Origin of the sequence: Paenilisteria rustica (genome assembly GCF_013820765.1) — a bacterium.
GTDB lineage: Bacteria > Bacillota > Bacilli > Lactobacillales > Listeriaceae > Listeria_A > Listeria_A rustica.
In genome coordinates this window covers 137,934-159,886 of record NZ_JABJVM010000006.1, presented here as the reverse complement: position 1 = coordinate 159,886, position 21,953 = coordinate 137,934, and the positions used below count along the sequence as shown (strand labels likewise).

Below are 21,953 nucleotides of genomic sequence, written 5' to 3'. Positions count from 1 at the left end.
AAATAGGAATGCTACTGGAAATAGTGATATGAAGGCGTTCGAACTCGAGCCAGATGCACTTGTACTTCCATTTTTGCGGGACCGTACTTTTACCGATTGTCTGAAGATGTATAAAATTAATTCCTTGTCGTGGGGAACAATTTTGGTATGTCTAGCGTTTTTTCATGTAATAAAATTTTACGCGAAAAGAAATGGCAGACCTGTAAATGGTCCAGTTAAAAAGAGTAAGGAGGTAGCAACTTATGGCAAAAGAAGATGTAATCGAAGTGGAAGGTACAGTGGAAGACACATTGCCTAACGCGATGTTCAAAGTTGTACTAGAAAATGGTCATACTGTTTTAGCTACAGTTTCTGGCAAAATCCGTATGCACTATATTCGTATTTTACCAGGTGATAAAGTAACGGTGGAACTTTCCCCGTATGACTTGACACGTGGCAGAATCACTTACCGTTTTAAATAAGAAATTATCGGAAATGAAATTATATACCGGTCTGGTTCGCCAGCTATTTTTCAATCGGTTTATAGAGACATTTTCTCTAGTAAACAAGGAGGTATATCTACATGAAAGTAAGACCATCAGTAAAACCAATCTGTGAGAAATGTAAAGTTATTCGCAGAAAAGGTAAAGTAATGGTAATTTGTGAAAATCCGAAACATAAACAAAAACAAGGATAAGAGGAGGTGCTTTTATAAATGGCACGTATTGCAGGTGTTGATGTTCCGCGCGAAAAGCGTATCGTAATATCTTTGACTTACATCTATGGTATCGGTAACCAAACGGCTAAAGATGTATTAAAAGAAGCAGGTGTTTCTGAAAATACTCGTACTCGTGATTTGACTGAAGAAGAACTTGGTAAAATCCGTGAACTAGTTGACAAAATTAAGGTTGAGGGTGATCTTCGTCGTGAAGTGAACTTGAATATCAAACGTTTGATCGAAATCGGTTCTTATCGTGGCATGCGTCATCGTCGTGGTCTACCAGTTCGTGGACAAAACACGAAGAATAACGCACGTACTCGTAAAGGCCCATTAAAAACGGTCGCAGGTAAGAAGAAATAATTATTAGTAAGTAAAGGAGGTAGTTTGTGAATGGTACGTAAAACTAATACTCGTAAACGTCGTGTGAAAAAGAATATCGAAGCTGGTATTGCACACATTCGTTCTACATTCAATAATACAATTGTAACGATTACTGACATGCACGGTAATGCAGTAGCATGGTCAAGTGCTGGAGCTTTAGGCTTTAAAGGCGCTCGTAAATCAACACCTTTCGCGGCGCAATTAGCGGCTGAAACGTGTGCAAAAGCTGCACAAGAACATGGTTTGAAAACTTTGGAAGTAACAGTTAAAGGACCAGGTTCAGGACGTGAAGCAGCGATTCGTGCTCTTCAAGCGGCAGGTCTTGATGTAACTGCTATTAAAGATGTGACTCCAGTTCCTCATAACGGATGTCGTCCTCCAAAACGTCGTCGTGTCTAAGTAGTCGTATTTTGTTCGCAACTTTGAACTATTGTCACGAGATTCTTCATAAGGATCTTAGCCAAAGAGACGTTTTGAAGGAGGGTAAATTTGAATGATCGAAATTGAAAAACCGAAAATCGAGACGATTGAGATCAGCGATGATGCCAAGTATGGAAAGTTTGTTGTAGAGCCACTAGAGCGTGGATATGGTACAACTTTGGGTAACTCCTTACGTCGTATTCTGTTATCTTCTCTTCCTGGTGCTGCAGTGACATCTATCCAAATCGATGGAGCGTTACATGAGTTTTCTGTAATCGAAGGTGTAGTAGAAGATGTAACAAGCATGATTTTGAATATCAAGAAACTTGCACTTAAAGTGTATGCCGAAGATGATAAGACTTTGGAAATTGATATGCAAGGTCCTGGGGTAGTGACTGCTGGCGATATTAACTATGATAGCGATGTTGAGATTCTGAATCCAGATCTTCACATTTGTACTCTTAGTGATAACGCGAAATTCCATGTTCGCCTTAATGCGGCACGTGGTCGTGGTTATACGCCTGCGGATCAAAATAAACGTGAAAATATGCCAATCGGTGTGTTGCCAGTTGATTCGATTTTTAGCCCGGTTATCCGTGTTAACTATCAAGTGGAAACAACGCGTGTTGGACAATCCACGAATTATGATAAGCTAACTTTTGACGTTTTAACGGACGGAAGTATTAGCCCTGAAGAAGCTGTTTCCTTGGGAGCAAAAATTCTTACAGAGCATTTGAATATTTTTGTTGATTTAACAGATGAAGCCCAAAAAGCGGAAATCATGATTGAAAAAGAAGAAAGCCATAAAGAGAAAGTGCTTGAAATGACAATTGAAGAATTGGACTTATCTGTTCGTTCTTACAACTGTTTGAAACGCGCTGGAATCAATACAGTACAGGAATTAGCTGACAAATCTGAGGATGATATGATGAAAGTTCGTAACTTGGGTCGTAAATCTTTAGAAGAAGTTAAAGTGAAACTGTCTGATCTTGGCTTAGGTTTACGAAACGAAAATTAATTTTTACTTTGTGAAGGAGGGAAATCCATGGGTTACAGAAAATTAGGTCGTACTAAATCGCAACGTAAAGCATTGCTACGTGATCTAGCGACTGATTTAATCGTTTTCGAACGTATCGAAACAACTGAAGCGAAAGCTAAAGAGATTCGTTCTGTCGTTGAAAAATTGATCACTTCTGGTAAAAAAGGAGACTTGCATTCTCGTCGTCAAGCAGCTGCTTTTGTACGTCACGAAGTTGTTAACGTGGTACAAAAAGAAGTGAAAGATAAAGATGGTAACACTGTGACAAAAAATCGTCCAGTTTACGCTTTACAAAAATTATTTGATGATGTTGCTCCACGTTACGCGGAACGTCAAGGCGGATACACTCGTATCATGAAAAAAGGTCCTCGTCGCGGTGATGGCGCACCAATGGTTATCATTGAATTAGTATAATTCATGTGTTAAAGCAAGTGGAGTGTTATGATAGAGCGGTTCGCCGACTTTGTCTAGCTCTGTGTGTCTTCTCTCTCGCAAAAAGCGTGGAGAGAAGCGCAGGCTTTTTTTTGTTGTGAATCAAGGGGAGACCCTTATTCACGATTTTACATATGCAAAAAAGACTTATCGGTGTTATCTGGTAAGTCTTTTTTGTGCGTCCAGATCCTAGCTGCTACGCTTTCTTGTTTAAATGGTTCTAGTCCGATATAATGATTTATAGGATGAGGTGATGCGTTTTTGAAGAATTCGACGATGAGTCAGAAGCTAAATATTCTACGTGCGGGTGTGCTTGGAGCGAATGATGGGATTGTTTCTGTCGCTGGTATTGTTATTGGTGTGGCTGGTGCGACGACGAATGTGGGGACGATTTTCATTGCTGGGGTTGCAGGGCTTGTAGCTGGAGCTTTGTCGATGGCTGGTGGGGAATACGTTTCGGTTAGTACGCAGAAAGACACGGAAGAAGCGGTTATTGATAAGGAAAAATTGGAGTTGGCGAATGATTATGATGGTGAGCTGGAAGAATTGGCGGATATTTATATAGAAAAGGGATTGTCGGCGGATTTAGCGAAGCAGGTAGCAACGCAACTGATGGAAAAAGATGCACTAGCGGCGCATTCGGAGGCAGAACTTGGCTTGCAACTGAACGATTTTGCGAATCCATGGCAGGCAGCGTTGTCTTCTTTGATCTCTTTTTCTTTGGGTGCGATTCTGCCTCTACTTACGATTTTACTGTTGCCACCGGGGATTCGGATTGGTTTTACGTTTGTGGTGGTTTTGATTGCGCTTGCTTTGACGGGGTATGTTAGTGCTTATTTAGGGGAGGCGCCGAAGCGGAATGCGGTGCTGCGGAACATGGTTGTTGGGATGTTGACGATGCTTGTGACGTATGGTGTTGGGACGCTTGTTGGTGTTTAATAGGAAAAACTAGATAAAGTGACTGGAAAAATGGTGGCTGTTTCTGGTATGATTGTGGAGTCGGATGAATTTACTGATTTTGCTGACAAAGGAATAGTATACATAATGAGGAAGGGTGTTTTTAGTATGACGGAGCGGATTTCTGGGAAGACGCAGTTGATTGGGTTATTGGGTACGCCGATTTCTCACAGTTTATCACCGAAAATGCATAATGAGGCATTTGCAAAATTGGGATTGGATTATGTGTATTTGGCGTTTGATGTTGGGACGGAGCAGTTGGGAGATGTTGTGAAGGGGTTTCGGGCAATGGGGATTCGTGGATGCAATGTGACGATGCCAAATAAGGTGTTGGTGAAGGGGCATTTGGATAAGTTGTCTCCTGCTGCGGAACTTGCGGGCGCGGTGAATACGGTTGTGAATGATGACGGCGTTTTGACGGGGCATATTACGGATGGAACGGGATATATGCGGGCACTCGCGGAAGCTGAGATTGATATTATCGGGGAAAAAATGACGATTGCGGGCGCTGGTGGTGCTGCAACGGCGATTTGTATTCAGGCGGCGCTTGATGGCGTGAAGGAAATCTCGATTTTTAATCGGAGGGATGCGTTTTACGAGCGTGGGGAGCAGATGGTGCGTGATATTAATGCGAAGACGGATTGTAAGGTGAGACTTTTTGATTTGGCGGATTTGGAGGCGCTACGGAGTGAGATTGGGACGAGTGTTATTTTTGTTAATGCTACCTCGGTTGGGATGAAGCCGCTTGTGGGGCAGAGTGTTGTGCCGGATGTGTCGTATTTGTGTCCTGATTTGATTGTGTCGGATGTCGTGTATGTGCCTGCGAAAACGCGCTTGTTAGAGATGGCGGATGAGGTTGGATGTACAACGGTGAATGGCCTCGGAATGATGTTATGGCAGGGTGCGAAGGCTTTTGAAATTTGGACTGGGGAAGAAATGCCGGTCGAGGATATAAAGGCGTTACTTTTTTGAAAGGGGAAGCGGATATGAGGACTGTTGTAGTGAGAGGTGTCGTGATTGGTGAGGGTGCGCCTAGTATTTGCGTTCCTATGGTCGGCGAGACGGCGGCGCAATTAGTGGAGGAAGCGCGGATGTTGGTGGAAGTTGACTTGGATGTCGTGGAATGGCGTGTGGATTTTTATGAGGACGTCGCGGACACGTTGAAAGTGAAGGAGATGTTGCGTGAGATTCGGGGGATTTTGAAGGAGATACCGCTGATTTTCACGTTTCGGAGTGCGAAAGAGGGCGGTGAGCGTGATTTTTCGGTGGCGAGTTATGTGGCTCTGAATCGGGAAATTGCGGCGACTGGCATGGCGGATATCGTGGATGTGGAGCTGTTTACGGGTGAGCGGCAAGTGGCGCAACTTGTGGCGGCTGTGCACGGGGCGGGTGCGAAGGTGATTATGTCGAATCATGATTTCGATAAGACGCCGAGTGAGGATGAGATTGTATCGCGGCTCGTGAAGATGCAGGAAATAGGCGCGGATTTGCCTAAAATTGCGGTGATGCCACAATCGGCGGCGGATGTCTTGACGTTGCTTAGTGCGACGAATACGATGCGTGAAAAGTATGCGGATCGTCCGATTATTACGATGTCGATGGCGGGAACGGGTGTTATTTCGCGCTTGGCTGGAGAAATTTTTGGATCGGCTTTGACGTTTGGAGCGGCCAAAAAGGTTTCAGCGCCTGGACAGGTTCCGGTGGATGAGTTGCGCCAAGTGTTGACGTTGTTGCATAAAAGTTTGAATGGATAGGTAAGTGCCTCTTGGGAGAAATTTTTCGCGAGAGGTTTGACTTCATTAGTGAGACTGGGAGGGAAAAGGATGGAGAAGCAGATAGAATTAGGGAAAGTTATCACAACAAAGAAAAAATTTAGATATTGGATCGGCTTATTGCTTGGATTCGGGTGTTTGGTGAACTATTTTGATCGGATTAATTTGACGGTTGCAGGCCAAGTTTTGATGGATGAACTTAGCATTTCGCCGGCGATGTTTGGTATTTTATTATCTTCTTTTTCCTGGACGTATGCGTTGATGCAGATTCCGATGGGTGTGGTGCTGGACCGAATTGGGGTGAAGTGGCTGAATCGGGTTTGTTCGATTGTTTGGATTTTTGCGACGGGACTTACGGCGTTTATTAGTGGGTTATTGCCATTATTTATTTTGAGATTATCGCTTGGTGTGGCGGAGGCTCCGGCGTTTAGTGCGGCTTCGAAGGCGACGGGATACTGGTTTCCGCTGAAGGAACGTGGGTTTGCGACGGCGATGTTTGATATGTCCTCGAAGCTATCGAATGTGATTGGTGTGCCGATGGTGGCTTTTATTATTGCAAAATGGGGCTGGCGTGAGGCTTTTCTTGTGACGGCGCTGATTAGTATTGTGTACTGTGTTTGGTTTTGGATGCTGTATCGGGACCCTGAGGAGCATCCGCGGCTTTCGAAGGAGGAGCTGGATTATATTCAGTCGAGCGATGTGCAAAGACAGGTCGCGCCGGGTGAGGGAAGTGGCTTGGTGTACTTGATGAAGCAGCGGAAGTTGTGGGCATTGGCGATTGGGGCGGCGGCGTATAATTATTCGTTCTTCTTGTTTTTGACGTGGTTGCCGAACTATTTGATGCGGGAGCTTCATTTGGATATTATGAAATCGGGATTATATACGGCGATTCCATGGGCTTGCGGTGCGTTGTCTAGTATCCTGATTGGAGGACTTCTCGTTGATTTTCTAATTAAGCGGGGATTTGATCCGTCGAAGGTTCGGAAATTATTTCTGACGATTGGGATGTTGCTTGGGCTCGCGGTGATTGGGGCTGCAACGACGAAGGATACGCAGACGGCGATTATATATTTTAGCATTGCGGTGTCGGGAATTTGTATCGCATCTACGATAAATTGGTCGATGCCGTCGATTTTGGCGCCGAATGGTTCGGTTGGGACGGTTGGCGGATTTATGAACTTTATTGGGAATTTAACGGCGATTGCAGCTCCGATTGTGACTGGGTTTATCGTCGGCGCGACGGGAAGCTTTTCGATTGCTTTCGTTGTGGCGGGCGTCGTGATGCTGATTGGGATTTTATCGATTACGGTGTTCTTAGGTCGTATTGAAAAAATTCCGGATGAGGATAAAAAGGTGATTTTGGACTGATTTTTAGTGCAGACGGATAATATGGCAAAAAAGGCTAGCAGATCAATTTCCTGCTAGCTTTTTTGTGTGTACTCTAAATTAGTGGGACGCCTTCTTCAATTAGAATCTCCTTGAACTGCTTCACGTCGTTGATGACCCAAGGCTTATTTTGAAAATAGAAGATATCTCGTTTTCGTAGATCTTGGAGAATGTCGGCTGCGTAGCTTCTGGATGTGTTGGATAGTTCTGCTAGTAAGGAGTAGGTTAGAAATTTCGGTAATTCAAGACGGTTATTACTAGGATAGATGCCGTACTCCATTAGCTGAGAAATCGTGAATAAAATACGTTTACGCGAGTTAAGTACACCTTTTATGTAGTTGGTGTTTAGCTCTTTTTGTTTTTTTTCTAGCTGATGAATAAGCAGCATATTCTTGGGATCTTCTATGAGCATAATTTTTTTGTAGAAATCGTAATCTATTTTCCACCAAATCACGTTAGTTAGCGCTGAGCAGACAAATTGGTGAGGACTATCTTCGGTGAAGGTCCTTAGCAATGGGATGTCACTGCGGCTAAGAATGAATTGGAAAGCATTCACGTAATCTCGATCAATGTTAAGTTTGATAAAACCGGATTCTATAATATAAATATCGCCCCTGAAGGAAGTATCGAATTCGACAACACTGCCCTTTTTAAGGCGCTCCTGAAAACAGTTCTCATTAAATGCACTGTCTTTTTTTAGGAGCTTAATAATGTTTTGAATGGAGCTGAATGTTTCAAAGTCTTCTCGTCTGTACATAATAGGCCCCTCCCTTCGTTATTATAGTCTCTATCTCTCGCGAACAAAAAGTTTCGAAATAGTACCATTTTGGTAAAAACGTTCAGATATTGACACGTTTATTCGTATAATGCAAAACAGGAAATGTTCACATATTATATAATAAATTATACCACACTTGGTACATACATTTTTATTTGGATTAAGGGGAGTATGTGTAGATAAATTTCAGGGGTAAGTGAGTATAACATTTGACCTACCGATTTTTATGGCTGGAAAGTGGCTGAGGGGCTATGGTGGTATACTAGTTTCAACAGCAAGACGTGCTACTCGATAAACAAACGAAAAAATGTTTATTTGTAAGTTGTAACAGAACGTACAAATAAAGAGGAGTAAAAATTGCATTCGTATCGGATATGCTTCTACGTTCTCTGATATACTCAACCGTGGAGAGATTAAACATTGCGACATTGATGGTAACTGATGCAGTGTGCTAACAAGAGATACATCTTGCTTGTCGCCAATCGTAGTATAGGCGATTATTTTAACATTGTATAAGTCCTAAATAGGTGCAGTGAATTTATTTATGGGAGCAGAGAGATAGTTACGCGTTCATTTTGATTGGTATAAAATATAATGTAGAGGAGTCATTTTATAATGAAAAAAGCAACGATTAAGATAGTAACAGGTGCTATTATTGCGTCGACAATTATATCAGGAGTTAACGTGCCGTATAATGTATTGGCCCAAGCGGAAGAAACAACATCTACTACACTGGTGGGAACAACAATCTCTAGTAAAACAGAGGTTCCAGCTTTAATAAATGGTGATTTTGAGAATCCACTGGTCAATCCAGCAGCCGTTCATAATTTTACGACGTTTAATGAAACAGAAGTACCAGGATGGCATACAACTGCGTCGGATCATCTTATTGATATTTTGAAAAATGGTTTCAATGAGGATGCTGGTTTGCCAAATGTAACAACTCCTTTTGGAAAACAATGGGCAGAATTAAATGGAACACAGCCGGCTGCTTTGTATCAAGATATCCCAACAACGCCAGGAACAAAGGTGCGTTGGCAGGTCTATCATAAAGGAAGACTAGGAAAGGATACTGCCTTGGTAGAGTTTGGGAAACCAAATGGTACGCTGGTACAACAAGCGAACATGGTCGACGATAGATTCGAGTGGGGCCTATACACAGGAACATATACGATTCCAGCAGGTCAAACAACTACACGTTTTCAATTCCGTTCGGTAAGTGCTGCTGGTGGTAATCAAGCTCAAGGTAATTTTCTGGATAATGTACGATTTGCAGTACCATCAGAATTAGAGGTCAGCGGGGAATTTTCCCAAAGTTTTACTAGAATAGCGCAAGCGGTGGATTATAATGTACATGTTGCCAATGTAGGTGGTATGCCGGCTGCTAACAATACAGTGACTGTCAAGATACCGGAAGAACTGACCTATACAGCAGGTAGTTTATCGTCAAGTAACACTACGATATCGAATGAACAATACAATGCTGCGACACGTACATTGACTTTTTCTGTTGGTACGTTAGACAAAGATGCAGAAGCTGATATCGCGATTCCATTAACAGGGAAGACTATTGCAACCGCAGCGACACCAGATACATCAGTGACCTATAACGATGAAAATTTTGATGAGGATGTTTATACGGCGGATAGTACAGATACGTCTATCAAAGTGATAGCACCATCCGTACTGGCTGTGGAAAACGGAATGCCAACTGTTATGCAAGCTAATAAAACGTATAAACCACAATTTGTTATTGAAAATACAGGTGGAATGGCTTCTCAAAGTACGGACATGACGATACAGATTCCAGAAGAAATGGAATATCAAGAGGACACTGTCATGGTGGATGGTGTGGCAGTGACAGCATCATATGACGCTTCGACAAAAACGTTAACGGTACCGGTTGGAAATATTCAAAATGGTGCTACTAGCAAGGTTACTTTCGATGTTAAGGCGATCGCTTCAGGAACCGCTATTCCGACGCAAACGACTGTGACACATCAAGATACGGGGCTAACAGACAAAACATATACGACTAAATCCAATACTGTTTATACGGACATAAGCAGTAACGAGGCTCCAACAATCACAGGTGATACCGTGACAAAAGTAAACCCAAATAGTACCTTTGATCCGATGTCCACGATGTCTGCAACGGATGATGAAGATGGTAACTTGACGAGCGAAATTCAAGTAGTAAGTAACGATGTCGATACAAGTACACCAGGAACGTATCATGTCACTTATTCTGTGAAAGATTCAGATGACAATGAAGGCACTTTTACACGCACAGTTATCGTAACAGAGGCACCAGTGATTACAGGTGATGCCGTGACAAAAGTGAATCCGAACAGCCTGTTTGACGCGATGAGCAGCATGGAAGCAACTGATGAAGAAGACGGCGACATCACAGAAAACATCACTGTGGTAAGCAATAACGTCGATACAAAAACACCAGGCAACTATGAAGTAACGTACAAAGTTATTGATTCAGATGGAAACGAAGCAACATTCACGCGTACTGTCATCGTAACAGAAGCGCCAGTCATCACAGGAGATGCGATAACTAAAGTGAATCCAGATGCGACTTTTGATCCGAAAAGTACAATGGAAGCGACGGATAAAGAAGATGGCGATTTGACAGATAGTATCCAAGTTGTAACGAATGATGTCGATACAAGTACTGTTGGGACTTACCACGTGACTTATAGTGTGACGGATAGCGATGGCAACAAAGCGACGTTTACGCGTACCGTGATTGTGACGGAAGCACCTATTATCACAGGAGATGCGACTACAAAAGTAAATCCAGGAGCTACCTTCGATCCGAAAAGTACGATGAAGGCGAACGATACAGAAGATGGTGATTTGACAAGTGCTATTAAAGTAGTGAGCAATGATGTCGATACAAGCGTACCAGGAACATATCACGTCACCTATTCTGTAGTAGATTCAGATGGCAACAAGGGCACATTCACACGTACGGTCATTGTAACAGAGCCACCAGTTATCACAGGAAAAGCAACTATCACTAGTAATCCAGGTCAATTAGTAGACGGTAAAGCTCTATTAACGGCGACGGATAAAGAAGATGGTGATCTTACGGATGAGATTAAAGTCGTGTCATCTACCGTGGATATTAATACACCAGGCACTTACAAAATTCTATACAGTGTGACAGATTCAGATGGCAATACAGCTACCTTCACACAAACTGTTATCATAACAGAACCACCAGTCATCACAGGTGAAGCGACAACAAAAGTAAATCCAAACAGCCTATTTGACGCGATGAGCAGCATGAAAGCAACGGATAAAGAAGATGGCGACATCACAGAAAACATCACTGTAGAAAGCAACAACGTAGACACAAGCAAATCAGGTAGCTACAAAGTGACTTACAAGGTCATTGATTCAGACGGAAATGAAGCGACATTTACACGTACAGTTATCGTAACAGAAGCGCCAGTCATCACAGGAGAAGCGACAACAAAAGTAAATCCAAATAGTACATTTGACGCAATGAGCAGCATGAAAGCAACAGATAAAGAAGATGGCGACATCACAAAAAACATCACTGTAGAAAGCAATAATGTAGACACAAAAACACCGGGTAATTACAAAGTGACTTACAAGGTCATTGATTCAGACGGAAACGAAGCGACATTTACGCGTACAGTTATCGTGACAGAAGCGCCAGTCATTACAGGAGAAGCGACGACTAAAGTGAATCCGAACAGCCTGTTTGACGCGATGAGCAGCATGAAAGCAACGGATAAAGAAGACGGCGATATCACAGAAAACATCACTGTAGAAAGCAATAACGTAGACACAAGCAAATCAGGCAGCTACAAAGTGACTTACAAGGTCATTGATTCAGACGGAAACGAAGCGACATTCACACGTACAGTGATCGTAACAGAAGCACCAGTTATTACAGGTGAGGCAACGACAAAAGTAAATCCAAATAGCCTGTTTGACGCAATGAGCAGCATGAAAGCAACAGACAAAGAAGATGGCGATTTAACAAAAAACATCACTGTAGAAAGCAACAATGTAGACACAAAAACACCAGGCAACTACGAAGTGACTTACAAGGTCGTCGATTCTGACGGAAATGAAGCAACTTTCACACGTACAGTCATCGTAACAGAAGTACCAGTTATCACAGGAGAAGCAACAACAAAAGTGAATCCAAACAGCCTATTTGACGTGATGAGCAGCATGAAAGCAACAGACAAAGAAGACGGCGATCTAACAAAAAACATCACCGTAGAAAGTAACAACGTAGATACAAGCAAATCAGGTAGCTACAAAGTGATTTACAAAGTTGTGGATGCGGACGGACGGAAACGAAACGACATTTACACGCACAGTTATCGTGACAGAAGCGCCAGTCATCACAGGAGAAGCGACAACAAAAGTAAATCCAAACAGCCTATTTGACGTGATGAGCAGCATGGAAGCAACAGATAAAGAAGATGGCGATCTAACAAAAAACATCACCGTAGAAAGCAACAACGTAGATACAAGCAAACCAGGTAGCTACAAAGTAACGTACAAAGTCATCGATGCAGATGGAAATGAAACGACATTTACACGTACAGTTATCGTGACAGAAGCACCAGTTATCACAGGAGGAGCAACAACAAAAGTAAATCCAAACAGCCTATTTGACGTGATGAGCAGCATGGAAGCAACAGATAAAGAAGATGGCGATCTAACAAAAAACATCACAGTAGAAAGCAACAATGTAGACACAAAAATACCAGGCAACTATGAAGTGACTTACAAGGTCATCGATTCTGACGGAAATGAAGCAACTTTCACACGTACAGTCGTCGTAACAGAAGTACCAGTTATCGCAGGAGAAGCAACAACAAAAGTGAATCCAAATAGCCTATTTGACGCGATGAGCAGCATGAAAGCAACAGATAAAGAAGATGGCGACATCACAAAAAACATCACAGTAGAAAGCAACAACGTAGACACAAAAACACCAGGTAACTACGAAGTGACTTACAAGGTCATTGATTCAGACGGAAATGAAGCGACATTCACACGTACGATTATCGTAACAGAAGCACCAGTTATCACAGGAGAAGCGACAACAAAAGTAAATCCAAACAGCCTATTTGACGTGATGAGCAGCATAGCAGCAACAGATAAAGAAGATGGCGATCTAACAAAAAACATCACCGTAGAAAGTAACAACGTAGACACAAGCAAACCAGGCAGCTACAAAGTAACGTACAAAGTCATCGATGCAGATGGAAATGAAGCGACATTTACACGTACAGTCATTGTGACAGAGGCGCCAGTCATCACAGGTGAAGACAAAACGCAAGTACAACAAGGTGCAGCTTTTGATCCAATGGAAGCAATCCAAGCAACAGATGCAGAAGATGGAGATATCACAGGTTTAGTACAAATCATCAAGAACAATGTAGACATGAATAAAGCTGGCGCATATGAAATTGTGTATACTGTCACCGATAGTGATGGAAATACAACCACATATACACGCACAATTGAAGTGTTGGCAGCGCCGGTATTAGCACCAGAGAACCCAACAACACCAAGTGCTCCTACAAAACCGAACGTTGAAACACCAGCAAAACCAACAACACCAAGTGCCCCTACAAAACCGAACGTTGAAACACCAGCAAAACCAGCAACACCAAGTGCTCCTACAAAACCGAGCGTTGAAATACCAGCAAAACCAGCAACTCCAAGTGTCCCTGCACAGCCAACTACTGAAAAACCAGTAAAAATCACGCCAGCAACTTCTGACGTACATGAACTACCAAAAACAGGAGATACAGAAACAACAACTGCAACACTGTTTGGCGTATTATTGAGTGCTATGGCAGCAGGATTCCTAGCTTTAGGCAAGAAAAAGTCGAAAAAAATAATGCGTAAAGCGTAAGAAAGGGATACTTGTCAAAAAGATTCACGACCAAGTTCTCTAAGTAAGAATTTACGTATCAAAATCTGATGATGTATAAAGCCCCCAAAAGTTAGCTATTTTGCTTAACTTTTGGGGGCTTTTTTTAGTCCTGATGCCAAAAAGAGTACGATCTAGCAACTACACGGGTTCTAGTATCGCTTCTCTTGGAATCGGATAATCTGCTTCTTCTCCGAGTTGTTTTAAAGCAGTATTCATACATCATGTATTTCCGTATTTAACCGCAGAGGTCTAAGCGAATTTTATTTTGACTAAAAATACTTAGAACGCCATAGTTTGTTTTGGAGTTGTCAAGAAAAAGCGGACATAAAGGTAAGAGAACTTAAGCAAATTTCCTCTCACATTCGGCCGGAGAGAAATGGTAGAGAAGGCTACATTCGATTTGTGTCGTAGTAGGTATCGATGTGGTTCACTATTTCTAAGAGAGCTTGTTCAGGATTGCCAAAGTTGGCATCATGGATAAGCTCTTTTTTTGCGTTTTGTAGAAAGCTTTCAAGCGTGTATTATCATTAGGATTTCCTATTCAGTTCGCGCTAGAAATAGCCTTATACTTTCTTATTGTCGTTTGGGGATAATTGCTACTGTATTGTGAACTCTGCGCTGTATGAGTGATACGTCCTTAACCATTAATGGGTCATACCTTTTATTTGCTTAAAAAGGTGGCTTCTCTTCAATATCCGTACCAAGAATATCTCGAAGCACACCCATTTTCTTGATAATCCAGGGCGCGTTTTGAGAGACGAGAATGTCCTGTTTACGCAGTTTGGCCAGTACTGCTGTTGTGTAGCTTTTTGATGTATCGGACATATCAGCAATAACCGCGTAGCTTGTGAATAAAGGCAGTTCCCTTTGATCTTCCTTCACCCGCATGCCGAAACGAGCCAATCGGAGTAACGTAAAAATGACGCGTTTTTCTGCATCCATTTTACGCATGGTCGCTAAAGTATAAAGCCGGTAGCGTGATTCTACTGCAAATTGAAGTATGATGAAATTTTTTGGATCTTCTGTTCGTAATACCCCTCGCAAATACTCAAAATCAATTTCCCACCAAACAGCGTCTGATAAAAAAGAAAAATTCGTCTCGTAAGGGATATGTTCTTCTATAATAGGCAAGGTTACGAACTCACCAGGAAAATTGATGAAATAGTTACTCACGCCATCTTCCCCAATAAAACGCTGCTGCAAATATCCACTTTCTAATAGATAGCAAATTTTTCTATTGTCGTCTATCGTGAGGCTAGTCCCCTTAGCGACTCGATGCTGCGTACAAAATTGGTTGAAATTTTTATCGGATTTCAGGATTTTTAGAATGTTGGAAAAGGAAGCGTAGGATTCTAACTCGGTTTTCTTATACATATATATCATCCCCTTTTTTAAGTTAACATCATACCTTTAAAAGTATCAATAAAGCTTATCAGTACCAAAAAAGGTGTGGTGTAGCGAAATTTGATGCTTTTTATATTGTTCACAAAAAGTTCAAAAAGAAGGCGTTATAGAGCCTATTTTCGTTTTTTTACGTATTTAGAAATTTAAAAAAGAGCTTTGCATACTGATTTAGGTATGGTAGGACTTTTGTGGAATTTTATCAGTATCACACTTAAAAAGCAGAAAAATACAAAGCAAGATATACTAGGTTCATCGAAAAGAAACATTCTAGAAAACAAGAGAAAAACGGAATAATGAAATATACACAACGCGCTTCGTCTCTATTATAACTACCCAAATAAGAGGCAAGCTAGTCGTAATAGAACATATTAGTTAGACATGAAAAATAAAAATACGCGTCACAAAATGTACGAAAAGAAATGTATTTTCCGTCTCATAAGTTCCATCAACGTAAAAAAGTACATGATAAGATAAATATAGCGAAAGGCAGTGAAGAGAGGAGTGAAGGCTTATTAGTTATTTGGAACTCTTTGATAAAGGTGTTATTGAACAAGCGTTTAGTAGTACACAATTATTGAAAGTGCTGTCTGACAAAAATTATTATCCGATCGACAGAGAAAAAGTTTTTTTTAATAAAAAAGAGATACTTTGTTCGGAAGATGAAGTACAAGATTCCATATATTTTATTCAAGCTGGTATTTGTGAATCGTCGCGACAAGGGCATACGATGAGCTTTATTGGTAAACATGATATTGTCGGTATTAGCGATATAATGGGAAACGAAGAATCATTTGTTAGTGTGATCGCTTTAACAAATACAGTAGCTTGGCGTTTTTCAAAGGAAGAAGTGATAAGTAAACTGGTGTACTCTCAAGAAGGCGCATTCTATCTCTATCACTATATGAAAATGATGAATATGGAACTATTAGAAAAATATACGTTGCTAACACTTGATACAAAAGAACAATTGATTGGAATATTGACTCACTTAGGAGGACTATACGGAGAAGACTGTCTTAATCAAATAAAATTACCGAAAATTTTCGCAAAACAGATTATTGCGAATTACATGGGAGCCTCCCGTCAACATATTTCACGTCTTTGTAAGCAATTAGAAATGGAAGGTATCTTTGAAATAGATGAGCACCGATTCATTTTGAATAAGAAAGAGGTAGCCCATGTATGATAGATAAATGAAAAACTGGAAGGGCGGTGATGCTTGGGAACAGGCAGCGACATCGATAGAAGTAGTAAGAAAGCAGAACGAAAAGCAAAAAAAACCAAATTTGAAGGAGATTGAAAAATATAATGACACATTCAACAACTAACAAAGGGAACAAGAACGATTTAATGAAAAGGCTTTGAAAACAGCAGCAGTAGCAACAATCGCATTCTCAGTAGTAGCACAACCACTCGCTACGATTGTAAATGCGGAAGAAGTAACAGTAAACAAGGCAGAACGACAATTAGAAACACAAACAGCTTCAACTAACTCAACTAATTTATTGGCACATCCTGATTTTGTAACTAATGCGAATGGTATAGGGTATGTTGGATGGACACCAGTAACAGCTACGTATGATGGAATAGTAAATCATAATCAAACGCGTGTGAAAGATATTAAGCCGAGTACTTTTGAATATCAGTATTCAGAATCATTTAGAAAAAATGGAACCATCATAGGTGATCATAGTAACTATATTTCCTTTTCAGAAGATGGAAATAAAAGTATATCTTTTTATGGTCCAAGGAACTACAGTCAATCGGCACAAGGTGTACAGCAAACTATTAAAACAATACCAGGTCAAAAATATACTGTGAAAAGTAATCTTGGTATAAACACACCTTGGTACCAAAATCCGGATAATTTATCATGGACTCCAGGTGGGGCGGCCATAATAACAGTGATGGATTCTAATAAAAATAAGTTGTCTGAAGGAAGTACACCATGGAATCAGAATAACTCTAATTTTGCTCTTGAGTTTGTTGCTACGAGTACAACAACCGATATTTCATTGATTTCAGTTTACGGCGCTAAATTCAGCAATGTTCAAGTGACACAAAAAACGAGTTTGATGGTAGATGATATTACTTCTGACACAACAAAAGTGACAGGAATAGGCCTACCAAACCAAGCTGTAACAGTAACAATTGGCTCAAAACAATACTCCGGTACAACGGATTCAACTGGTAAATTTAGCATTGATATTACTAAACCAACTCCTGGGCAAACAGTTACTATCACGAGTGGAACAGATGTAATTGAAAAAACTGTTATCGACAAAACAGGAGAAACAGCAACAGTATCAGTAGATGGCCTATTTGTTGACAATGATCCAACTAAACCAATCAAAGATACAACAGATCAAGCAAAAATTGATGCGGCACAAGCAGAAGTAAATAAAGTAGTAGATCCAACAGTGAAAGAAGACTTACAAAAAGACATCGATAATGCTCAAGCTCAATTAGATAAAAAAGAATCTGATGCAGCAACAGCCGCTGGTAAAGAAGCTGTAGACGGATTGTTTGTAAATAATGACCCAAGCAAAGACATCAAAGATACAACAGATCAAGCAAAAATTGACGCAGCCCAAGCGGTAGTAAATAAAATCACAGATCCAGCGGTTAAAGAAGATTTACAAAAAGACATCGACAAGGCACAAGACCAACTAGATAAAAAAGAAGAAGCCGCAACAGCCGCAGCAGCAGAAAAAGCAGCACAAGAAGCTGCAAAAACATCAGTAGATGGTTTATTCATGAACAATGATCCAAGTCAAGACATTAAAACTACAACAGATCAAGCAAAAATTGACGCGGCACAAGCCTTAGTAAACAAAGTAACAGACCCAGCAGTAAAAGCAGACTTACAAAAAGACATCGATAATGCACAAGCTAAATTGGATGCTAAAAATGCAGTCCTAACTGCCCCAACTGTTAATAACGTAACGAATAAAGACACAGTCGTTACAGGTAAAGGAACACCAGGATTAACAGCAGTTGTCAAAATCGGAACAGCAACGTATACAGCTACAATCGGCGCTGACGGTAAATATTCCGTAACGATTCCAGTACAAAAAGCAGACACAGTCATCACTGTAGCACAAAAGAACTCTGCTAAAACAGGTCCATCTACAACTGTAAAAGTAGCAAACTATATTCCAGCAACAGCACCAATGGTAGACAGTGTAGCACCATTCCAACAAGCAATTACAGGTAAAGCACCAGCAGGCACAGTATCCGTACGTTTAATCGTCAACGGAGTACCTCAACGTTTGGTCGCACCAGATGCTAACGGTAACTTCTCATTCTACAGCCGCTTCGTTTCAGACGGTACTGTATCGAATCTACGTCTGAAACAAGGTGACATCGTAACAGTCGATTATGGTAACAAAACACCAGCGAACTTAGCAACTAGTGTAACAGTAAGTCAAGCAGCTAAACCAATTATCGACACAGTAAAAGCTAAATCTGATTATATCACTGGTTTAGTACCAACAGGAACACAAGTATTACGTCTATCCATTAACGGCGTAGCACAACGTACGGTAACACCACAAGCAAACATCGATGCAGTAACAGCAGGTGGTATCGGTTCAAACGGTCGATTCAAAATTTACAGCCGTTTCTTTAAAGACGAAACAGGAGTATCACGTAAATTGAAAGCCGGCGATAAAATCACTGTCGATCTTGGCGCACAAATTCCAGGAGATACAGGTACAACAGTAACGGTTGTCGCTAAATAATCGCATTCTCGAACTCTTAACTGGCTTATGTCAGTTAAGAGTTTCCCTTTTAAATACGATACTTACATGGAGGTTACAATCCTAATGAAAAAAGCAACTATTTTTGCCAGTCTCGCAGCTCTAACCTTAGTACTAGGTGGATGTGGGAACACCGCAGACGATACAAAAGATAACACACCGAAATCCGAAACCGTCGCCAAAAAAGAGTCAACCAACATGACGAAAAAAGTAGATGGTGTAGCGATTGAAGTCACAGATGTAGTTAAACTTGATAAAGCTAAAAAAACAGATGACACGATTCTCAAAATCCATCTCAAAGGCAAGAACAACGGCGCCGATGCGCAACCTCTAGACGCGATGTTGTTATCAGTGAAGAAAAAACACTTGAAATATACCCATCGACAAGCTTAGGAACAACACCACCTGGCAAAGTAAATCCGAATAAACCAAATAAACCGCTGAAACCAGTTCTTGAAGTAAAAGGGAATTCGGGGGAAAAAGCACCGATAAAAGAAAGTAAACAACCAACAGCTATGAGAAGTTCAGAAAACATATTACCAAAAACTGGAGATAGTAACGAATCACATGTATTATTTGGTTTTGGGTTAATTGCAAGTATGGTTGTCATTTTACGAGGTAGAAGAGGTAAGTAATAACGTGGATAAATCGATAGAAATCGCATGTATGTTGTGTGATTTCTATCGATTTTTTTATGGATTTTACGACACATGATTTTTGGATTAGGTTCGGCTAAGACTCGTATCATCGCATTTGATAACAGCAAGAATAACGCCAAGCGCAATCATATTACCAAGCGTCGAACTACCGCCATAACTAATAAACGGAAGCGGAATCCCGGTCAGTGGCATGAGGCCAATCGTCATCGCGATATTCTCGAAAATATTGAAGGCGAACATCATGGCGAAACCAGCGATAACGTATGTGGAAAAACTGTTTTTCATATGCAGGGCGGCGATGATGAGTTGGTGGATGAAGAGCATGAACAGGATGAGTAGCAGACTGGCGCCGAGGAAGCCGAATTGGTTGCCGATGGTGCTGAAAATCATGTCGGTGTGGCTTTCTGGGATGTAGACGTACGGTGAATTGCTGCCAGACATCGTTCCGGAGCCGATTGCTTTGAGGGAGCGGTCGACTTGATAGAAGGAATTGGGATCGCTTGCTGGGTCGAGCCACGTGTGGACGCGCCGGAATTGGTAGCTTTTGAAGCCGATTTTTTCGAGTAGATTGACGTGATAGACGACGAGATAGAGGCCACCGCTTACTGCGACAACGAGTGATGTTAGGATGGTAATGATGAGTTTGGTGGATTTCAGGGCTAGGATGCTGATTGTGAAGGCGCTGACGAAATAGACGATGGTGGTGCCGAGATCGGGTTGTTTCATGATTAAAAGGAGTACAACGCCGGCGAGTGACCACGTGATGAGTAGCTGCTTCCAGATGATGCGCTCGTATTTTGCCGCAAAATGGGCGATGACGATGATGAACATGGATTTGGCGATTTCAGACGGTTGTAAGGAGAAGCCGGCCAGCTGATACCAACGTGTGGCGCCGTTAATTTCGGATACGAGTGGGTTTGGGATGAGGATACCGGCAAGCAGGATAAGCATCGCGAAGTATACCCAGAGAATTTTGGCGCGGACGAAGGTCATGTCGAGTTTTGATAGGAGGAATACGGCGGTGAATCCAACGATGATGAAGATGATTTGCATGCGAAAGAAGTTGGTGTCGTATTGGTTGGTTTGTTGGGCCATGAAGATTGCGAGGCAGCCGATCATGGATAGTAGGCAGATGAGGACGACTAGGCTTTCGCGGAGTCTATTGTTGGTTTGCATGGATATTCCTTCTTTCTGTGAGGGTTATTTGGCGTTCGGCGCTGATCAGAAATCCGACGCCGCACGATAGGGTGATAATGGAGGTGCCGCCGAAGCTGATAAATGGCAACGGGACGCCGGTGAGTGGGATCATACCGCTGACGCCACCGAGGTTGAGGATGGCTTGGACGGCGATCCAGGTCGCAAAACCGATACAAATCGACGTGTCAAATGCGGAATGGCTGCGGAGCGCGATGTGAAAGGCTTTCCAGATGAAAAACAGGATGAGAGTTAGGGTCACGAGAATGCCGATGATGCCGAGTTCTTCTGAGATGACCGCGCTGATAAAATCGGTATGGGATTCGGGCAGGAAACCGAGTTTTTGGACGCTTTGGCCGAATCCTTTGCCAAATATGCCGCCGTCTGCAATCGCGTAGTAGCCGTTTCTGAGTTGATAGGAAGCGTCGAGATTGGCTTTGCTGAACGGATCAAGGAACGCGAAACGACCGAGCCGAGCTTGACTGAAAAAATTGGGATGAAGTAGGTACAGGATGCCTAGACTGAGGGCGGCGAACAGGATGCCGGTGATAGCGATTTGGCTGAGTCTGCGCGCGGACAGCCCGGATGTGAGTAGTTGGGCGGCGAAAATAGATAGGACGATGAAGCTGGTGCCAAGGTCTGGTTGCAAAATGATAAGGCCTGCGCAAAATAGGATGAAACTGATGAGTAAGTAGGTGACGCGATTGGATTGCGCCATGTTTTTGAAGTAATGCACGATGAAGTTTCCGGTCGCGATGATGAGCAGGATTTTGACGAGTTCGGTCGGTTGAAGCGTGGCACCGCCAAGTTGAATCCAGCGCTGGGCGTTGTTGGTCGCTGTGCCGGTAAGTAGGACGAGAATTAGCAGGAGGACAGCGATGCCGCCTGCTAATTTCATCGTTTTTTTAGAACAGAATGGTACGGTTTTTAGTTTGGCAAAGAAGAATAGGCAGACGAGGCCAATCGCGTAAAAAATGGCTTGGCGAATCGCGAAATGTTGGCTGGAAACGGCATAACGGTTGCCCGCGGCCGCGTAACTGGCGCTGTAAACCATGAGGCAACTCCAAATTCCTGTGGCGATGTAAGCGAGAAGTATGATGCGATTCTGCTTGGTAAACAT

Annotated in this window: 20 protein-coding genes; 16 read left to right on the top strand and 4 right to left on the bottom strand. The window is 42.1% G+C overall.

The features are described from left to right. The first annotated feature begins 242 nt into the window (after nt 1-242). From infA to HPK16_RS07945, 10 genes are all read left to right on the top strand, one after another. Nucleotides 243-461 carry a translation initiation factor IF-1 gene (infA, locus tag HPK16_RS07990; protein ID WP_036060296.1) on the top strand — a complete coding sequence of 73 codons (219 nt, stop codon included), beginning with the start codon at nt 243-245 and terminating at the stop codon, nt 459-461. A gap of 101 nt (nt 462-562) precedes the next feature. Next, on the top strand, nt 563-676 hold the full coding sequence (rpmJ, locus tag HPK16_RS07985) for a 50S ribosomal protein L36 (RefSeq protein WP_003156543.1): 114 nt from the start codon (nt 563-565) through the stop codon (nt 674-676). Nucleotides 677-694: 18 nt separating this feature from the next. Next, nucleotides 695-1,060 (top strand): 30S ribosomal protein S13, encoded by a 366-nt coding sequence (gene rpsM, locus HPK16_RS07980; RefSeq protein ID WP_036060303.1) that lies wholly within the window; start codon nt 695-697, stop codon nt 1,058-1,060. Nucleotides 1,061-1,090: 30 nt separating this feature from the next. Then, nucleotides 1,091-1,480, top strand: coding sequence for a 30S ribosomal protein S11 (gene rpsK / locus HPK16_RS07975; protein ID WP_036060306.1), 390 nt, complete (start codon nt 1,091-1,093; stop codon nt 1,478-1,480). A 94-nt stretch (nt 1,481-1,574) separates the two neighbouring features. After that, entirely contained in the window at nt 1,575-2,519 is a 945-nt protein-coding gene (locus tag HPK16_RS07970) for a DNA-directed RNA polymerase subunit alpha (RefSeq protein ID WP_036071402.1), read from the top strand. A 27-nt stretch (nt 2,520-2,546) separates the two neighbouring features. Further along, a complete protein-coding gene (rplQ, locus tag HPK16_RS07965; RefSeq protein WP_036060310.1) occupies nt 2,547-2,954 on the top strand; it encodes a 50S ribosomal protein L17 in 408 nt (135 codons plus the stop codon). A gap of 294 nt (nt 2,955-3,248) precedes the next feature. Next, on the top strand, nt 3,249-3,911 hold the full coding sequence (locus HPK16_RS07960) for a VIT1/CCC1 transporter family protein (protein ID WP_181676460.1): 663 nt from the start codon (nt 3,249-3,251) through the stop codon (nt 3,909-3,911). 126 nt (nt 3,912-4,037) lie between these two features. Further along, nucleotides 4,038-4,901 carry a shikimate dehydrogenase gene (locus HPK16_RS07955; RefSeq protein ID WP_181676486.1) on the top strand — a complete coding sequence of 288 codons (864 nt, stop codon included), beginning with the start codon at nt 4,038-4,040 and terminating at the stop codon, nt 4,899-4,901. Nucleotides 4,902-4,915: 14 nt separating this feature from the next. After that, nucleotides 4,916-5,683 (top strand): type I 3-dehydroquinate dehydratase, encoded by a 768-nt coding sequence (gene aroD / locus HPK16_RS07950; RefSeq protein ID WP_181676459.1) that lies wholly within the window; start codon nt 4,916-4,918, stop codon nt 5,681-5,683. A 69-nt stretch (nt 5,684-5,752) separates the two neighbouring features. Beyond that, complete coding sequence (locus HPK16_RS07945; protein ID WP_181676458.1) at nt 5,753-7,069, top strand: MFS transporter; 1,317 nt, start codon at nt 5,753-5,755, stop codon at nt 7,067-7,069. A 73-nt stretch (nt 7,070-7,142) separates the two neighbouring features. Here the strand turns inward: HPK16_RS07945 and HPK16_RS07940 are convergent, their stop codons facing one another. Then, nucleotides 7,143-7,844: a cyclic nucleotide-binding domain-containing protein gene (locus tag HPK16_RS07940; RefSeq protein WP_181676457.1), complete on the bottom strand. Its 702-nt coding sequence runs from the start codon at nt 7,842-7,844 to the stop codon at nt 7,143-7,145. Nucleotides 7,845-8,480: 636 nt separating this feature from the next. On the opposite strand from HPK16_RS07940, the gene HPK16_RS07935 reads away from it, so the two are divergent. Continuing rightward, complete coding sequence (locus HPK16_RS07935; RefSeq protein ID WP_181676456.1) at nt 8,481-12,311, top strand: immunoglobulin-like domain-containing protein; 3,831 nt, start codon at nt 8,481-8,483, stop codon at nt 12,309-12,311. Then, a complete protein-coding gene (locus HPK16_RS07930; RefSeq protein ID WP_246369346.1) occupies nt 12,202-13,794 on the top strand; it encodes an immunoglobulin-like domain-containing protein in 1,593 nt (530 codons plus the stop codon). Before HPK16_RS07935 ends, HPK16_RS07930 begins: the two co-directional genes overlap by 110 nt. Nucleotides 13,795-14,484: 690 nt before the next feature. Here the strand turns inward: HPK16_RS07930 and HPK16_RS07925 are convergent. Further along, nucleotides 14,485-15,189 carry a Crp/Fnr family transcriptional regulator gene (locus HPK16_RS07925; protein WP_181676454.1) on the bottom strand — a complete coding sequence of 235 codons (705 nt, stop codon included), beginning with the start codon at nt 15,187-15,189 and terminating at the stop codon, nt 14,485-14,487. Nucleotides 15,190-15,739: 550 nt separating this feature from the next. On the opposite strand from HPK16_RS07925, the gene HPK16_RS07920 reads away from it, so the two are divergent. The 4 genes from HPK16_RS07920 (at nt 15,740) to HPK16_RS07910 (ending at nt 19,373) form a co-directional block, all read left to right on the top strand. Then, nucleotides 15,740-16,405 (top strand): Crp/Fnr family transcriptional regulator, encoded by a 666-nt coding sequence (locus tag HPK16_RS07920; protein ID WP_181676453.1) that lies wholly within the window; start codon nt 15,740-15,742, stop codon nt 16,403-16,405. Nucleotides 16,406-16,412: 7 nt separating this feature from the next. Beyond that, on the top strand, nt 16,413-16,547 hold the full coding sequence (locus HPK16_RS16990; RefSeq protein WP_281368030.1) for a hypothetical protein: 135 nt from the start codon (nt 16,413-16,415) through the stop codon (nt 16,545-16,547). Nucleotides 16,548-16,580: 33 nt separating this feature from the next. After that, nucleotides 16,581-18,962, top strand: coding sequence for a toxin Cry1Ac domain D-VI-related protein (locus HPK16_RS07915; protein WP_181676452.1), 2,382 nt, complete (start codon nt 16,581-16,583; stop codon nt 18,960-18,962). An 84-nt stretch (nt 18,963-19,046) separates the two neighbouring features. Further along, nucleotides 19,047-19,373 carry a hypothetical protein gene (locus HPK16_RS07910; protein ID WP_181676451.1) on the top strand — a complete coding sequence of 109 codons (327 nt, stop codon included), beginning with the start codon at nt 19,047-19,049 and terminating at the stop codon, nt 19,371-19,373. A 329-nt stretch (nt 19,374-19,702) separates the two neighbouring features. Here HPK16_RS07910 and HPK16_RS07905 read toward each other — a convergent pair whose 3' ends face one another. Together HPK16_RS07905 and HPK16_RS07900 are read right to left on the bottom strand one after the other, a co-directional pair. Continuing rightward, nucleotides 19,703-20,815 carry an FtsW/RodA/SpoVE family cell cycle protein gene (locus tag HPK16_RS07905; RefSeq protein WP_181676450.1) on the bottom strand — a complete coding sequence of 371 codons (1,113 nt, stop codon included), beginning with the start codon at nt 20,813-20,815 and terminating at the stop codon, nt 19,703-19,705. Beyond that, on the bottom strand, nt 20,799-21,953 hold the full coding sequence (locus HPK16_RS07900; RefSeq protein ID WP_181676449.1) for an FtsW/RodA/SpoVE family cell cycle protein: 1,155 nt from the start codon (nt 21,951-21,953) through the stop codon (nt 20,799-20,801). Before HPK16_RS07900 ends, HPK16_RS07905 begins: the two co-directional genes overlap by 17 nt.

Excerpts from the sequence above, each read along its gene's own strand:
- HPK16_RS07955 (WP_181676486.1), top strand. The coding sequence starts at position 4,038 with ATGACGGAGCGGATTTCTGGGAAGACGCAGTTGATTGGGTTATTGGGT.
- HPK16_RS07970 (WP_036071402.1), top strand. The coding sequence starts at position 1,575 with ATGATCGAAATTGAAAAACCGAAAATCGAGACGATTGAGATCAGCGAT.
- rpsM (WP_036060303.1), top strand. The coding sequence starts at position 695 with ATGGCACGTATTGCAGGTGTTGATGTTCCGCGCGAAAAGCGTATCGTA.
- HPK16_RS07960 (WP_181676460.1), top strand. The coding sequence starts at position 3,249 with ATGAGTCAGAAGCTAAATATTCTACGTGCGGGTGTGCTTGGAGCGAAT.
- HPK16_RS16990 (WP_281368030.1), top strand. The coding sequence starts at position 16,413 with ATGAAAAACTGGAAGGGCGGTGATGCTTGGGAACAGGCAGCGACATCG.
- HPK16_RS07925 (WP_181676454.1), bottom strand. The coding sequence starts at position 15,189 with ATGTATAAGAAAACCGAGTTAGAATCCTACGCTTCCTTTTCCAACATT.
- rplQ (WP_036060310.1), top strand. The coding sequence starts at position 2,547 with ATGGGTTACAGAAAATTAGGTCGTACTAAATCGCAACGTAAAGCATTG.
- aroD (WP_181676459.1), top strand. The coding sequence starts at position 4,916 with ATGAGGACTGTTGTAGTGAGAGGTGTCGTGATTGGTGAGGGTGCGCCT.
- HPK16_RS07900 (WP_181676449.1), bottom strand. The coding sequence starts at position 21,953 with ATGTTTACCAAGCAGAATCGCATCATACTTCTCGCTTACATCGCCACA.
- HPK16_RS07940 (WP_181676457.1), bottom strand. The coding sequence starts at position 7,844 with ATGTACAGACGAGAAGACTTTGAAACATTCAGCTCCATTCAAAACATT.
- infA (WP_036060296.1), top strand. The coding sequence starts at position 243 with ATGGCAAAAGAAGATGTAATCGAAGTGGAAGGTACAGTGGAAGACACA.
- HPK16_RS07905 (WP_181676450.1), bottom strand. The coding sequence starts at position 20,815 with ATGCAAACCAACAATAGACTCCGCGAAAGCCTAGTCGTCCTCATCTGC.
- HPK16_RS07945 (WP_181676458.1), top strand. The coding sequence starts at position 5,753 with ATGGAGAAGCAGATAGAATTAGGGAAAGTTATCACAACAAAGAAAAAA.
- HPK16_RS07930 (WP_246369346.1), top strand. The coding sequence starts at position 12,202 with ATGCGGACGGACGGAAACGAAACGACATTTACACGCACAGTTATCGTG.
- rpsK (WP_036060306.1), top strand. The coding sequence starts at position 1,091 with ATGGTACGTAAAACTAATACTCGTAAACGTCGTGTGAAAAAGAATATC.
- HPK16_RS07910 (WP_181676451.1), top strand. The coding sequence starts at position 19,047 with ATGAAAAAAGCAACTATTTTTGCCAGTCTCGCAGCTCTAACCTTAGTA.
- rpmJ (WP_003156543.1), top strand. The coding sequence starts at position 563 with ATGAAAGTAAGACCATCAGTAAAACCAATCTGTGAGAAATGTAAAGTT.
- HPK16_RS07935 (WP_181676456.1), top strand. The coding sequence starts at position 8,481 with ATGAAAAAAGCAACGATTAAGATAGTAACAGGTGCTATTATTGCGTCG.